This window comes from Oerskovia sp. Root22, assembly GCF_001429135.1.
In the GTDB taxonomy this organism is placed as follows: Bacteria; Actinomycetota; Actinomycetes; order Actinomycetales; family Cellulomonadaceae; genus Oerskovia; species Oerskovia enterophila.
The window spans coordinates 529,903-542,155 of sequence record NZ_LMIL01000001.1 but is presented as its reverse complement, the minus strand read 5'-3'; the positions used below and the strand labels follow the sequence as shown (position 1 = coordinate 542,155).

The following is a 12,253-nucleotide window of genomic DNA, read 5'->3' as shown; positions in this document are numbered from 1 at the left end:
CACCTCCTGGTCGGATCGGTACGCCAGCGGACGGCGGCGAGGGCCGGGACGCCTCTGCGGGGCGCCCATCAGTACGTCACGTCCTGCGAGCGGCGGCGGATCGTCGTGACCTCGTCGCGCTGGTTGCCCGTCGGGCCCAGGTAGTTGAACGCGAAGGCCAGCTGCGCGTAGCCCCCGACGAGGTGGCTGGGCTTGAGCAGCACACGTGTCAGCGAGTTGTGGATGCCGCCGCGCAGCCCCGAGGTCTCGGCGAGCGGGACGTCGATCGTGCGGTCGGTCGCGTGGTGCATGTAGACCGTGCCCTCGGGCATGCGGTGCGAGACCACGGCCCGGGCCACGACCACGCCGTTGCGGTTGTACGCCTCGATCCACTCGTTGTCGCGGACCCCGATCTTGTCGGCGTCGCGCGGCGACATCCAGACGTTCGGCCCGCCGCGCGAGAGCGAGAGCATGAACAGGTTGTCCTGGTACTCCGAGTGGATGGACCACTTGGAGTGCGGGGTCAGGTACCGCACCGCGACCTCGGCCTGGCCCTCCGAGCCGGGGTACCCGCTCGGGGAACGGTCGCCCAGGGGCGGGGAGTCGGGGAACAGGCGGTGCATGTCGAGCGGCGGCCGGAACACGGGCAGCTGTTCCCCGAGCTCGGTCATCCAGTCGTGGTCGAGGAAGAAGTGCTGGCGCCCCGTGAGGGTGTGCCACGGCTTGAGCCGCTCGACGTTGATCGCGAACGCGGTGTACCGGCGACCCCCGTGCTCCGAGCCGGACCACTCGGGAGAGGTGATGACCGTCGTCGGGCGGGACTGGACGTCGGGGAACGTGACGCGCTTGCCCTGCTCGTCGCGCGCGAGGTCCGCGAGCTCGACGCCCGTGCGCTTCTCGACGTGCTCGAACCCCTGGACCGCGAGGCGACCGTTGGTCGTGCCCGACAGCGCCAGGATCATCTCGCACGCGTGCGTGTCCTTGTCGAGCCGCGGGCGCCCCGCCGCGGGGCCCGAGGGCACGAGACCGTTCTTCTGCCCCAGGACCCGCACCTCCTCGCCGGGCGAGAACTGGACGCCCTTGGTGACCATGCCGAGCTTCTCGGTGAGCGGACCGAGCGAGGCCATGCGGTCGGCGAACGCCGGGTAGTCGCGCTCGACCACGACGAGCTTGGGCATGGTCACGCCCGGGACCAGGGGACGGGACGCCGACCCCGCGCCCGAGTCGACGATCGTGCCGTGCGGCACGGACATGGCGTCCGGGGTGTCGTGCAGCAGGGGCGCGGCCACGAGGTCCTTGCGCACGCCCAGGTGCTCGACCGAGTACTCGCTGATCTTCTTCGCGATCGTGTGGAAGATGTCGAAGTCGGTGCGGGTCTGCCACGGCGGGCTGATCGCGGGGTTGAACGAGTGCACGAACGGGTGCATGTCGGTCGTGGACAGGTCGTGCTTCTCGTACCAGGTGGCCGCGGGCAGCACGACGTCGGAGAACAGCGTGGTGCTCGTCATGCGGAAGTCGAGGGTCGTGAGCAGGTCGAGCTTGCCGCGCGGCGCCTCCTCGGCCCATTCGATCGACTGCGGGCGCCGCCCCGGCGCGGACTCGTCCGCGAGCACCGCGGAGTCCGTCCCGAGCAGGTGCTTGAGGAAGTACTCGTTGCCCTTGCCCGAGGACCCCAGGATGTTGGCCCGCCACACCGTGACGCAGCGCGGGAAGTTCTCGGGGGCGTCGGGGGCCTCGACCGCGAACCTGAGCGCGCCGCTGCGCAGTTCGGAGACCACGTAGTCCGCAGGCTCGGCCCCGGCCGCCTCGGCCTGGTCCACGAGGTCGAGCGGGTTGCGGTCGAACGTCGGGTAGCTGGGCATCCAGCCGCGCTGCGCGGACTCGACCAGGCAGTCGGCCGTGGTCCGGCCCGCGAACATGCCCGAGCCCAGCGGTGTCGCGAGCGCGTCGGCGGGCAGCCCGTCGTAGCGCCACTGGTCGGTCGCGACGTACCAGAACGCCGTGCCGATCATCTGGCGCGGGGGCCGCGACCAGTCCAGGCCGCCCGCGTACTGGGCCCACCCGGTGACGGGTCGGCACTTCTCCTGCCCGACGTAGTGCGCCCAGCCGCCGCCGTTGACGCCCTGGCAGCCCGTCATGGTCGTCAGCGCGAGCATGGCCCGGTAGATCGTGTCGGCGTGGAACCAGTGGTTGGCGCCGGCGCCCATGATGATCATCGAGCGCCCGCCCGACCTCTCGGCGTTGTCCGCGAACTCACGCCCGATCCGTGCGGCCGCCGCCGCGGGGACCCCCGTGAACTGCTCCTGCCACGCCGGGGTGCCGGGGGAGTCCGCGTCGTCGTAGCCCGAGGGCCACTCCCCGGGCAGGTCCAGGTCCTCGCGGTTCACGCCGTACCGGGCGAGCAGCAGGTCGAACACCGTGGTCACCAGGTGCCCGCCCACGCGCCGGACGGGCACGCCGCGCGTGACCGAGCCCGCGCCGCCGGTGTGCCTCCCGGTCTCGCCCTGGTCGGGGTCGGGCGAGAGGTCGAAGCGCGGCAGGTCCACGCGCACGGTCTCGACCCGAGTGCCACCCGGGCCCGACGGCGCCGCTCCCGTCAGCGGGTCGGGCCCGGCGGACGTGTGGCCGTCCGCGACCGACAGCAGCGGTTCGACGCCCTCCAGGTCGAGGTTCCACTTCCCCTCGTCGGCCTCGCCGAACCGGTGTCCCAGCGTGCCGTTCGGGATCACGGGCGAGCCGTCGGCGTCGAGCAGGACGGGCTTGAAGGCCGCGTTCGCGGCGCTCGCGGCGCCCGGCAGGACGTCGTCGGCCAGGTCGGCCGCGGTGAGGAACTTGCCCGGGACGTAGGTGACGTCCCCCGCGGGGCGGGCGGCGCCGTCGGGCGCTGTGCTCGACGTGCCCGCTGTGCCCGGTCTGCCCGCGGGGCTCGGCGTGAGCGTCACGAGGAACGGCGAGTCCGTGAACCTCGTCAGGTAGTCCACGAACGGCGCCGTGCGACGTTCCACGTGGAACTCGCGCAGGATGACATGTCCCATCGCGAGGGCCAGCGCGCCGTCGGTGCCGGGGTGCACCGCGAGCCACTCGTCCGCGAACTTGGTGTTGTCCGCGTAGTCGGGCGAGACCACGATCACCTTCTGGCCGCGGTAGCGCGCCTCGGCCATGAAGTGCGCGTCCGGCGTGCGGGTCACGGGGATGTTCGAGCCCCACATGATGCAGTACGAGGAGTTCCACCAGTCGGCCGACTCGGGCACGTCGGTCTGGTCGCCGAACACCTGCGGCGAGGCGACCGGGAGGTCCGCGTACCAGTCGTAGAAGGACAGCATCGCGCCGCCCAGCATCGAGATGAACCGCGCGCCCACGCCGTGCGAGACCATCGACATCGCCGGGATGGGGGAGAAGCCCGCGATGCGGTCCGGGCCGTAGGTCTTGATCGTGTGGACGTGGGCCGCCGCCACGATCTCCGCGGCCTCGTCCCACGACGCCCGGACCAGGCCGCCCTTGCCGCGCGCCTGCTTGTACGCGCGCGCGGTCTCCGGGTCGCCCGTGACCTCGGCCCACGCCCGCACGGGGTCGCCCGTGCGGGCCTTGGCGTCCCGGAACGCGCGCAGCAGCACGCCGCGCACGTACGGGTACCGGACCCGCGTCGGCGAGTAGGTGTACCAGCTGAAGGCCGCGCCGCGCGGGCAGCCCCGCGGCTCGTACTCGGGCGAGTCCGGGCCGACCGACGGGTAGTCCGTCTGCTGCGTCTCCCACGTGATGATGCCGTCCTTGACGTACACCTTCCACGAGCACGAGCCCGTGCAGTTCACGCCGTGCGTCGAGCGCACGACCTTGTCGTGCGACCACCGGTCCCGGTAGAAGACGTCGCCCTCGCGGCCCCCCTGGAGGAACAGCTGCCGCAGGTCGGGCGAGACCTCCCCGCGGCGCAGGTGCTTGCCGAGCCGGAGCAGCGCGTCCTCACCACCACCTCCGGGGGACTCAGGGCGTGCGGCGCCCGCGGCGCGGGCGGCGGTGCCCGGGCCGGGGACGGTGGACTGCGACATGCGACCTCCTGGGGCGAGCAGGACCGTGCGTGTACGTTCGTCTGCCTCGCAGTATGCCCAGGTCCGGTCGCTCCCGCCCGACGAGCACGGTTCCGTCGCCCCGCGCCGCGCGATTGTCTACGGTGCTCTCATGACCTCGTTCGACGGGCCCTCCGCGGGCTTCCCCCTCGCCCACCTGCCGGTCACCGTCGTCACGGTCTCCGACCGCGGATCGCGCGGCGAGTCGACCGACCGGTCGGGCCCGCTCCTGGTCTCGCTCCTGGAGACGGGAGGCTTCGAGCGCGTCACGCTGCGTCTGGTGCCCGACGGCGTCGACTCCGTCCGCGACGCCCTCACCTCGGCGCTGGTCGAGGGGGCGCGCCTCGTGGTCACCACGGGCGGGACGGGCATCGGCCCACGCGACCACACGCCCGAGGGTACGGCCGAGGTCGTCGATCAGGAGCTGCCGGGCGTCGCCGAGGCGATCCGGCGTCGGGGCGCGACCGTGGTGCCCAGCGCGGTGCTCTCGCGCGGGATCGTCGGGACCGCGCCCGCCGCGCACGGGACGCGCGCGCTCGTCGTGAACCTGCCCGGGTCGCCGGGCGGGGTGCGGGACGGGTGGACCGTGCTCGAGCCGCTGCTGCCGCACGTGTTCTCGCAGCTCGCTGGCGGGGACCACTAGCTTCCCGCGGCCGTCGCCCGCGACCGATCCTGGCCTCGAGCGCTGCCCCCGCGCACTCAGCGCGTGGCCGAAGGCGGGTGGCCGTCAGCCGCCCGCGAAGGGCGGCAGCACGTCGACCTGCTGGTCGTCGGCCAGCGCGACGCCGTGGTCCGCCGTCCGCACGCCGCCCACGAGCACCGAGCAGCGCGGCAGCACCTCGGCGAGCGCGGGGTGGCGCGTGGTCATCGCGGCGAAGAGCTCGCCGACCGAGGCGCCCGGGAGCGACTCCGCCTCGAGCCCGGCCGCCTCAGCGGCCCCCGCGAAGTAGCGGACCTGCGGCACGTCATGCCCTCTCGAGCGAGGGGTCTGCCGGGCTCGCTGCGCCTTCGGCTCCAGCGGTCCCGGCGGGGTCTGCGGATTCCTCGACGACCTCGTCGAGCGTCGCCTCGACGTCCCACGCGAGCGCGAGCTCGGTCGCCCGTTCCATGGCGTCCAGGCCGGGGTGGTCTGCCCCCTCGCCCGCCGAGAGCCCGGCGACGTACCCCGCGATGAACGTCGTCAAGGGTGCAGCGGGCCGTTCTACGCGGTGCGCGGCGTCCCGGGCCAGGTCGAGGATCGCTCCGATGTCCACCGCCTCGCGGTCCAGGTCGAACTCGTCGACGAGGGCGTCCACCCAACGCTCGAGGTTGCTCATGCCATGCCTCCCGATGATCCGTGCAGGTCGTGACTCGGAGTACTGCTCTGCGCGCGACGGTGCGCGTATGACTCCGCATCCTGCCACGTGTCGACGTCGGTGCTCAGGCCGTCCACGTCCTCGACCTCCAGGAGTCTCAGCCCTGAGACGAGGCGGCGGACGGGAGCGCCGTGCAGGCCCGACGGAGAGAGACCGCTCGCCGTCCCCGTGCGAGGGCCACCGGACGGGTCCCCGTCGGACGGGTCACCGACCGGGACGTCCTGCGCGACGCGGGCCACCGCGGCGTCGAGCGCCTCGCGCCGGTACAGCCCCACGAGCCACTGGGCCTTCCCGCCGGCCGCGAGGTGCGCGCCGTCGACCACGTCGCCGCTCGTGCCCGTCCGGGGCGCGCCGGCCACGCTCGCCACGAGCAGCGGCACGGCCTCCGCGGCGCGCGGGACGTCGCAGGCGAGGAGGAGGACCCAGGGGGCGGCGCCGTCGGGCAGGGCGGCGAGGCCCGCCGCGGTGCCCGCGACCGGACCGCCGAACGGCGGGTCCTCGCGCGTGAGGACGTACGCGTCGGAGGCCAGGTCGGCAGGCCCGACGACGACCGTCGCCCGCGCGTCACGGGTCGCCGCGAGCACGTGGTCGAGCAGACGGGCGCCGTCGACGACGAGCTGCGGCTTGGACGTGCCCAGGCGCCGGGCGCGCCCCCCCGCGAGCACGACGGCGTCGAACGCGAGGACCTCCGGCGGCAGGGGGGTGCTCACACCGAGCGCACCCAGTCGCCCGACTTGCCGCCCGTCTTGGCCTGGAGGCGGACGTCGCTCAGCTCGACCGACTTGTCGAGCCCCTTGACCATGTCCACGACCGCGAGGCCGGCCACCGCGACGGCCGTGAGCGCCTCCATCTCGACCCCCGTGCGGTCCGCGGTGCGCACGGTCGCGCTGATCTCCACCCCGTGGTCCTGGACGTCGAGGTCCACGGTCGCGCCGTGCACCCCGATGATGTGCGCGAGCGGCAGCAGCTCGGCCGTCTTCTTGGCCCCCTGGATGCCCGCGATGCGCGCGACCGCGAGCACGTCGCCCTTGGGGACCTCGCCCGAGCGCAGCGCCGCGACGATGTGGGGGCCGCAGCGGACGACGGCCGTCGCGGTCGCCGAGCGGACGGTGGGCTGCTTGAGGGTGACGTCGACCATGCGGGCGTGGCCGCGCTCGTCGAGGTGCGTGAACTCGCTCATGCGATCACCATGACACGCACGGTGTCGCCCGGCCCAACCGCCTCGACCTCGGGCGGCACGACCGCGATCGCGTCGGCCCGGGTCAGGGCCGAGACGTGGTGGGCGCCGGGCCCGACCGGGGCCACGCCGTCGTCCCCGACGAAACGCACCGGGAGGAACTGCTGGCGCCCCGCGGGCGATCGCCACCCCTCCGCGGCGACGCGTTCGACGAGGGGCTCGGCCGGGTCGGGGTGACCCGCGAGCCGGCGAACCGCGGGACGCACGAACGCCCGGAACGACACGTACGCGCTCACGGGGTTGCCCGGCAGCCCGAGCATCGGGGTCCCGCGCCAGCGCGCCGCGGCCTGGGGCTTGCCGGGCTGCATGCCGACCGCGACCAGCAGGACGTCGGAAGGGCCCTGCGCCGGGGTGAGCGCCGCGTCCTGGGCACCGCTCAGGACCTCCTTGACCACGTCGAACGCGCCCGCGCTGACCCCGCCCGAGGTGACGATCAGGTCCACGTGGGGAGCGACGTCGTCGAGCACCGCGCGCAGCGCCTCGGCCGTGTCCGGGACCGCCCCCACGCGCACCGGGACGCCTCCCGCGTCACGCACGCACGCCGCGAGCAGGAGCGAGTTGGAGTCGGGGATCTGGCCCGGGCCGGGCGCGGTCCCCACCGGGACCAGCTCGCTGCCCGTCGACAGCACCGCGACGCGCGGGACGCGGTGCACGGCGAGACTCGCATGGCCCGCCGAGGCCGCCGCGGAGACGAGGCGCGCGGTCGTCGGTGCGCCCGCCGCGGCGACGAGGTCGCCGATCGCGACGTCCTCCGCACGGCGGCGGATGTTGGCGCGCGAGGGGGCGTCGACCTGGATGGTCGGGTCGAGGGGCGCACCGGGTGTGAAGCGACGCGTCGAGGTCCGCTCCACGGGCACGACGGCGTCGCACCAGTCGGGCACGGGTGCGCCCGTCATGATGCGGGTCGCCTCGCCGGGCGCGTGGGCGGGGTGGGTCGTGGGTGGGGCGTCGGCGGGGGCGTCGGTGAGGGTGGCGGGCGAGCCGGCCTCGGTGAGAGGGGCGCCCGTCGGGGGCGTGGTGGGCTGTCCGGCGGCCGGCCCGGGCGTGGGCACGCTCGCCGTCGGAGCCGCCGCGATGTCGCCCACGACCCGGAGCGTCACGGGTGACGCGGCGCTCGCGGTCGCAAGGTCCGCGCTGCGGACCGCGTACCCGTCCATGGCCGAGGCGTCGAAGCGGGGCACGTCGAGGAGCGAGCGGACGTCGTGCGCGAGCACGCGCCGCGCGGGGGTCCCGGTCGCGAGCGCGTCGAGGGCGACCTGCTCGGCGGCCAGCGGCGCGACCAGCGTCAGGACGTGGTCGCGGTACTCCTCGACCGAGTGCACGCGCCCGGCAGCCGCATGGTCGGTGGGCGAGCGGCCCTCGGGACGGCTCGTCGAGCTCGCTGGCGGGTTGCCGCCTGGCGTGGACGTGTTGTCAGAACGTGGCCGGTCTGGAGCCCAATGGGCTTCTGACAACTCGCCCGGCGTGGACGTGTTGTCAGAACGTGGCCGGTCTGGAGCCCGGTGGGCTTCTGACAACTCATCGGAGGGGCGCGGGTCCATGGGGACACCGTAGGCCGACGCGCCGGGTGAGGGGCCACGCCTGGCGGCACGGCGGACGAGGACCGTCCGAGGAGCGGGCCGTGCCGCCCGTCAGCCGCGCGTGCCTCGCCGCACCGGTCCCAGCGTGAAGAGCAGCGTGACGAGTGCCGTCACCGCGAGGGCCGCGAAGCCCAGGCCGTAGTCCCCGTTGAGCTGGTACACCGCGCCCATGATGAGCGGAGGGATGAACCCGCCGAGGCCGCCCGCCGCGCCCACGAGGCCCGTGACTGCTCCGACCTTGTCCTGCGGGGCCACCTTGGCCACGAGCTCGAACGTCGCGCCCGACGACGCGCCGAGCCCAGCGGCGAGCCCGAGGAACGCGACGGTCCCGAGCGGCACCAGGTCGGGCTGGAACGCGACGACCGCCGCGAGGACCGTCACGACCGCGAAGCACACGACCGACACGGGGATGCCGCCGAACCTGTCCGAGAGCGTGCCTCCCACGGGCCGCATCGCGACGGCGAGGACCACGAACCCCGCGGTCCGCGCGGCGGCGTCGGCGGCCGTCAGGTCGTAGGCGTTCACCAGGAAGGTCGGCAGGTAGACGCTGAACGCCACGAAACCGCCGAAGCCCACGGCGTAGAGCCACGAGAGCTGGAGCGTCGCGGGCAGCTTGAACGTGGCCCAGGTCCGCGCGAGGAAGTTCCCGTGCGCGGCAGGGACGCGGCCCGGGGCGTCGCGCACCAGGAGCCACGAGACCACCGCGTAGACGGCCAGGACGCATGCCACGAGCACGAACGGTGCGGTCTCGCCGTACGTGTCGGAGATCCGCACGGTCGTGAACGCCGAGATCGCGGTGCCGCCCATGCCGATCCCGAAGATCCCGATCGCCGTCCCTCGCCTCGCCGGCGGGTACCAGGCGTTGACGAACGGGACGCCGACCGCGAACGCCGTACCGCCCAGGCCCAGGAAGAAGCCACCCAGGATGAGCATCGGGTAGCTGTCGGCGACGAAGCCGATGAACAGCACCGGCAGGATCGTCGCTGCGCTGACCAGCGGGAACATGATCCTGGCCCCGTACCGGTCCGTGAGCGCACCGACCGGGATACGGCCGAGCGAGCCCACGATGACCGGCACCGCCACGAGCACCGACTGCTGCACGGCCGACAGTCCGAGCGCCTTGCTGTACGCGCCACCGAGCGGGCTGATGAGAGCCCATGCCCAGAAGTTCACCGCGAAGCCGATCGTCGCGAGCGTGAGCATCAGGGTCGCTGAGCCGCCGGGTGCGGCGCCCGTGGGAGTCGGGGTCCCGGCACCCCCTGCGGCGGGCGTCGCGTCCTTCCCCGGGCCGGGAGCCGCCGGCGGCGTCGCTGCTTCGTCGTGGTGCGTCACTGTGACTCCCGGGGTTCGGTCGCCCGTCCTTGGACGAATCGGTGGAGCTCGAGATTCCCGCGCGACCCACGCTAGCCGCGAGGGTGACGTGTCGCGCGGGCTGGCGGAGGCGCCGTCGGGCCCTACCGTGGTCTACCTGACCGCGGCCCGGCCGCTCGGTCCCCGCCCGTGCGGCCCGAGCGGCACCCGCGCCTCACCTGCCCGCACCGCACCACGAGAGCCCACCATGAACCTGCTGTTCCTCGGCGTGATCCTCCTGAACGTCTTCGCGTTCGCGCTCGTCCTCCTGCGCGCCCCGCTGTTCCGCACCGAGGTCTACCGGCCCATGCTGCTCAACATCGGGCTGTCGGTGCTGCCAGTGTTCGTGCTGACGTTCTGGATCGTCGGTGACCTGGCGCTCAGCGCGGCCGGGGCGTCGACGTGGCTCGTCGTGACCGTCGCGGCCGCCGGGCTCGTGGTCTGGCTGCTGCTCCTGCCCAACGCCGGGTACCTCGTGACCGAGCTCAACTTCAGCCACCGCAAGGACGGCGAGGACGTGCCGCTCTGGTACGACATCGTCGCGGTCCTGTCCCTCGCGATGTCCGGGGTCCTCAACACCGTGGTCAACATCTTCCTGGTGCAGATGTTCTACGCCGTGCTGCGCTACCCCGACGACCCCAAGCCGTTCGAGCGACCGGCATCCTGGGTGGTGGTCGCGGTGGTCCTCGTGCTCGTCTCGTTCGGCATCTACCTGGGTCGGTACATCCGGTTCAACAGCTGGGACCTGGCGCACCCGATCGGCTTCCTCCGGAAGTTCCTCGGCTACTTCCGCGCCCCGGGCAAGGTGCGTGACGCGCTGCTCTTCAGCGGTCTGCACACGGTGTTCTTCGCGCTCATCTACCTGGTCGTGATCGGCTCCCTCCTGGAGACCATCACCGCGGCGACGGGGTGAGCCACGCCAGCTCAGCGGGGCGGCTCGTTGCCGGGCTTGGGCGGTGAGTACGGCGCCGGACCCGTGTAGCGCTCACCAGGGCTCCGGGTCAGTGCGCGCACGGTGAAGGCCGCCGCGACGAGTCCTGCGCCCAGGTAGTGGGCCACCGACACGAGGGACGAGACCGGTTGGAGGATCGTCTGGAAGACGGCGCTCCCTGACGAGTAGACGAGCTCGGAGACGAGCTGCGGCAGCACGAGGTTGCCCACGACTCCGGCGACGATCAGTCCCACGCCCCACCAGAGGAGTGCGGTGGCGCTGAGCCTGGGGGGCATGGGCGGTCCTCTCGACGTGCGGGCCCGGCGGCGTCGCCAGGACGGGGCCGGCTCCGCCTCGACGTCGAGGTGGGGATCACCGGTCCGTGGACACTATCGGACAGGGTGCCGCACGGGTGTGCGCCGCGCGTCGAGGGCAGGACGTCAGGCCGACGGCGGCGCGACCGATCCGCGGATGACCAGGTGGAGCGGGAGGACCGTGCGAGCGGGCTCGAAGCCCGTGGCGGCCCCACCGGTCCCGGCCGACTCCTGCGCCTCCCGGCGGGCCATGGCCCGTTCGAGCGCGTCGACCGCCGAGAGCGCGAGCGCCGCGACCGGCTGCTCGAGGGTCGTGAGCTGCGGGCGCAGCCACTGGCCGATGCGGATGCCGTCGCAGCCCACGACCGAGAGGTCCTCGGGGATGCGGATGCCGTGGAGCTCGGCCGCGCCGAGCATGCCGACGGCCACGATGTCGCTGCCGACGAACACCGCGGTGGGCGCGCTGCCCGGTCGGGTGAGGTACGGGAAGGTCGAGGCGCCGAACTGCTCGGTGTACGGGCCGTGGCGGATCAGGTCGGGGTCGGCCGTCAGCCCGGCGTCGGCCAGCGCGTCGAGGTAGCCACGCTTGCGTTCCTGGGTCGTCGAGAGCTCGGGCGGACCCGCGACGTGCGCGATGCGGCGGTGCCCCTGCTGGATGAGGTAGCTCGTGGCCTGGTACGCGCCGCCGTAGTTGTCGACCGTGACGGTGTCCACCGCGAGGTCTAGGTCGATCTCCTCGTCGATCACCACGACCGGCAGGCCGTCCGCGACCGCGCGGGCCAGGCGCTCGTCGGTGCGGCTCATCCCGAGGTAGATGAGGCCGCCCAGGACGTCGGTCCCGCCGATGAGCGGGCTGAGGCCGCCGTTGCGCTCGCCGTGCTTGCCGGAGACGGCGACGACGAGGGGGATCTGGCGGGAGGCGGCGAGGTCGGCACACTCCTCGGCGAGCGTCGTGAAGAACGGGTTGGTGAAGTCGGGGACGACCAGGGCGACGACGCCCGTCCCGCGCGCGGGCGATCCCTGCCGGGGCGTGGCCGACCGGGAGCCGCGCGCGACCCGTCCCGGTGTGGCGCCGCGGTAGTCGAGCGCGGCCACCGCGGCGTCGATGCGCGCGGCGGTCTCCGGCTGGACGTTGAGCTGGCCGCGCAGGTAGCGCGAGGCCGTCGAGGTCGAGACTCCCGCGTGTTGCGCAACTTGCGTCAACGTCATGGTGTCCACCCCTCTGCTCGTGCGCCCGGCCGTCGGATGCTCCCAGAGCCTATCGCTGCGCTGGTCGTGGGCGCGTCCAATGTCCAGGGAGCCCTGTGATCGTGCGGCATCTCGCGGGGCCCGAGGGGTGGAGGCGTCCGTCCGACAGGTCGCCGGTTGACACGAGCCTGACGCACACCTAGGTTGTTGCGCAACAGCAACACAACATTGCGCAACGTCGCCGATGTGCGGCCGAGC

At 73.4% G+C, this 12,253-nt stretch carries 11 protein-coding genes; 2 read left to right on the top strand and 9 right to left on the bottom strand.

Annotated features, from left to right (window positions below; genetic code table 11):
- Positions 1–68: 68 nt before the first annotated feature.
- The gene (locus tag ASE15_RS02265) at positions 69–4,022 is read right to left on the bottom strand and encodes a nitrate reductase subunit alpha (RefSeq protein WP_056760924.1); all 3,954 of its coding nucleotides are present in this window, start codon (positions 4,020–4,022) and stop codon (positions 69–71) included.
- Between the two features lie 130 nt (positions 4,023–4,152).
- On the opposite strand from ASE15_RS02265, the gene ASE15_RS02260 reads away from it, so the two are divergent.
- Positions 4,153–4,683, top strand: coding sequence for a molybdenum cofactor biosynthesis protein B (locus tag ASE15_RS02260; protein ID WP_056644758.1), 531 nt, complete (start codon positions 4,153–4,155; stop codon positions 4,681–4,683).
- A gap of 84 nt (positions 4,684–4,767) precedes the next feature.
- On the opposite strand, the gene ASE15_RS02255 is transcribed toward ASE15_RS02260, so the two are convergent.
- The 6 genes from ASE15_RS02255 to ASE15_RS02230 all read right to left on the bottom strand — a co-directional run bounded on the left by ASE15_RS02255 (position 4,768) and on the right by ASE15_RS02230 (position 9,544).
- Positions 4,768–5,004 carry a MoaD/ThiS family protein gene (locus ASE15_RS02255; protein WP_056644761.1) on the bottom strand — a complete coding sequence of 79 codons (237 nt, stop codon included), beginning with the start codon at positions 5,002–5,004 and terminating at the stop codon, positions 4,768–4,770.
- A 1-nt stretch (position 5,005) separates the two neighbouring features.
- Positions 5,006–5,356 carry a DUF6457 domain-containing protein gene (locus ASE15_RS02250; protein WP_235534080.1) on the bottom strand — a complete coding sequence of 117 codons (351 nt, stop codon included), beginning with the start codon at positions 5,354–5,356 and terminating at the stop codon, positions 5,006–5,008.
- Complete coding sequence (locus ASE15_RS02245) at positions 5,353–6,105, bottom strand: molybdenum cofactor guanylyltransferase (protein ID WP_235534079.1); 753 nt, start codon at positions 6,103–6,105, stop codon at positions 5,353–5,355. The genes ASE15_RS02250 and ASE15_RS02245 overlap by 4 nt, the downstream gene beginning before the upstream one ends.
- Positions 6,102–6,575, bottom strand: a complete 474-nt coding sequence (gene moaC / locus ASE15_RS02240; protein WP_056644764.1) for a cyclic pyranopterin monophosphate synthase MoaC — start codon at positions 6,573–6,575, stop codon at positions 6,102–6,104. Before moaC ends, ASE15_RS02245 begins: the two co-directional genes overlap by 4 nt.
- Positions 6,572–7,954, bottom strand: a complete 1,383-nt coding sequence (glp, locus tag ASE15_RS02235) for a gephyrin-like molybdotransferase Glp (protein ID WP_056760919.1) — start codon at positions 7,952–7,954, stop codon at positions 6,572–6,574. Before glp ends, moaC begins: the two co-directional genes overlap by 4 nt.
- A 309-nt stretch (positions 7,955–8,263) precedes the next feature.
- A complete protein-coding gene (locus tag ASE15_RS02230; protein ID WP_235534078.1) occupies positions 8,264–9,544 on the bottom strand; it encodes a nitrate/nitrite transporter in 1,281 nt (426 codons plus the stop codon).
- A gap of 226 nt (positions 9,545–9,770) precedes the next feature.
- Between ASE15_RS02230 and ASE15_RS02225 the strand changes: the two genes are divergently transcribed.
- A complete protein-coding gene (locus ASE15_RS02225) occupies positions 9,771–10,475 on the top strand; it encodes a DUF1361 domain-containing protein (RefSeq protein WP_056644768.1) in 705 nt (234 codons plus the stop codon).
- 11 nt (positions 10,476–10,486) lie between these two features.
- Here ASE15_RS02225 and ASE15_RS02220 read toward each other — a convergent pair whose 3' ends face one another.
- Together ASE15_RS02220 and ASE15_RS02215 are read right to left on the bottom strand one after the other, a co-directional pair.
- On the bottom strand, positions 10,487–10,789 hold the full coding sequence (locus ASE15_RS02220; RefSeq protein WP_056644770.1) for a hypothetical protein: 303 nt from the start codon (positions 10,787–10,789) through the stop codon (positions 10,487–10,489).
- A gap of 144 nt (positions 10,790–10,933) precedes the next feature.
- Complete coding sequence (locus tag ASE15_RS02215; RefSeq protein ID WP_082618177.1) at positions 10,934–12,016, bottom strand: LacI family DNA-binding transcriptional regulator; 1,083 nt, start codon at positions 12,014–12,016, stop codon at positions 10,934–10,936.
- Positions 12,017–12,253 lie beyond the last annotated feature (237 nt).

Bases quoted from the DNA above. Each gene is read 5' to 3' on its own strand.
- ASE15_RS02220 (WP_056644770.1), bottom strand. From the start codon at position 10,789: ATGCCCCCCAGGCTCAGCGCCACCGCACTCCTCTGGTGGGGCGTGGGA.
- ASE15_RS02225 (WP_056644768.1), top strand. From the start codon at position 9,771: ATGAACCTGCTGTTCCTCGGCGTGATCCTCCTGAACGTCTTCGCGTTC.
- ASE15_RS02265 (WP_056760924.1), bottom strand. From the start codon at position 4,022: ATGTCGCAGTCCACCGTCCCCGGCCCGGGCACCGCCGCCCGCGCCGCG.
- moaC (WP_056644764.1), bottom strand. From the start codon at position 6,575: ATGAGCGAGTTCACGCACCTCGACGAGCGCGGCCACGCCCGCATGGTC.
- ASE15_RS02260 (WP_056644758.1), top strand. From the start codon at position 4,153: ATGACCTCGTTCGACGGGCCCTCCGCGGGCTTCCCCCTCGCCCACCTG.
- ASE15_RS02215 (WP_082618177.1), bottom strand. From the start codon at position 12,016: ATGACGTTGACGCAAGTTGCGCAACACGCGGGAGTCTCGACCTCGACG.
- ASE15_RS02250 (WP_235534080.1), bottom strand. From the start codon at position 5,356: ATGAGCAACCTCGAGCGTTGGGTGGACGCCCTCGTCGACGAGTTCGAC.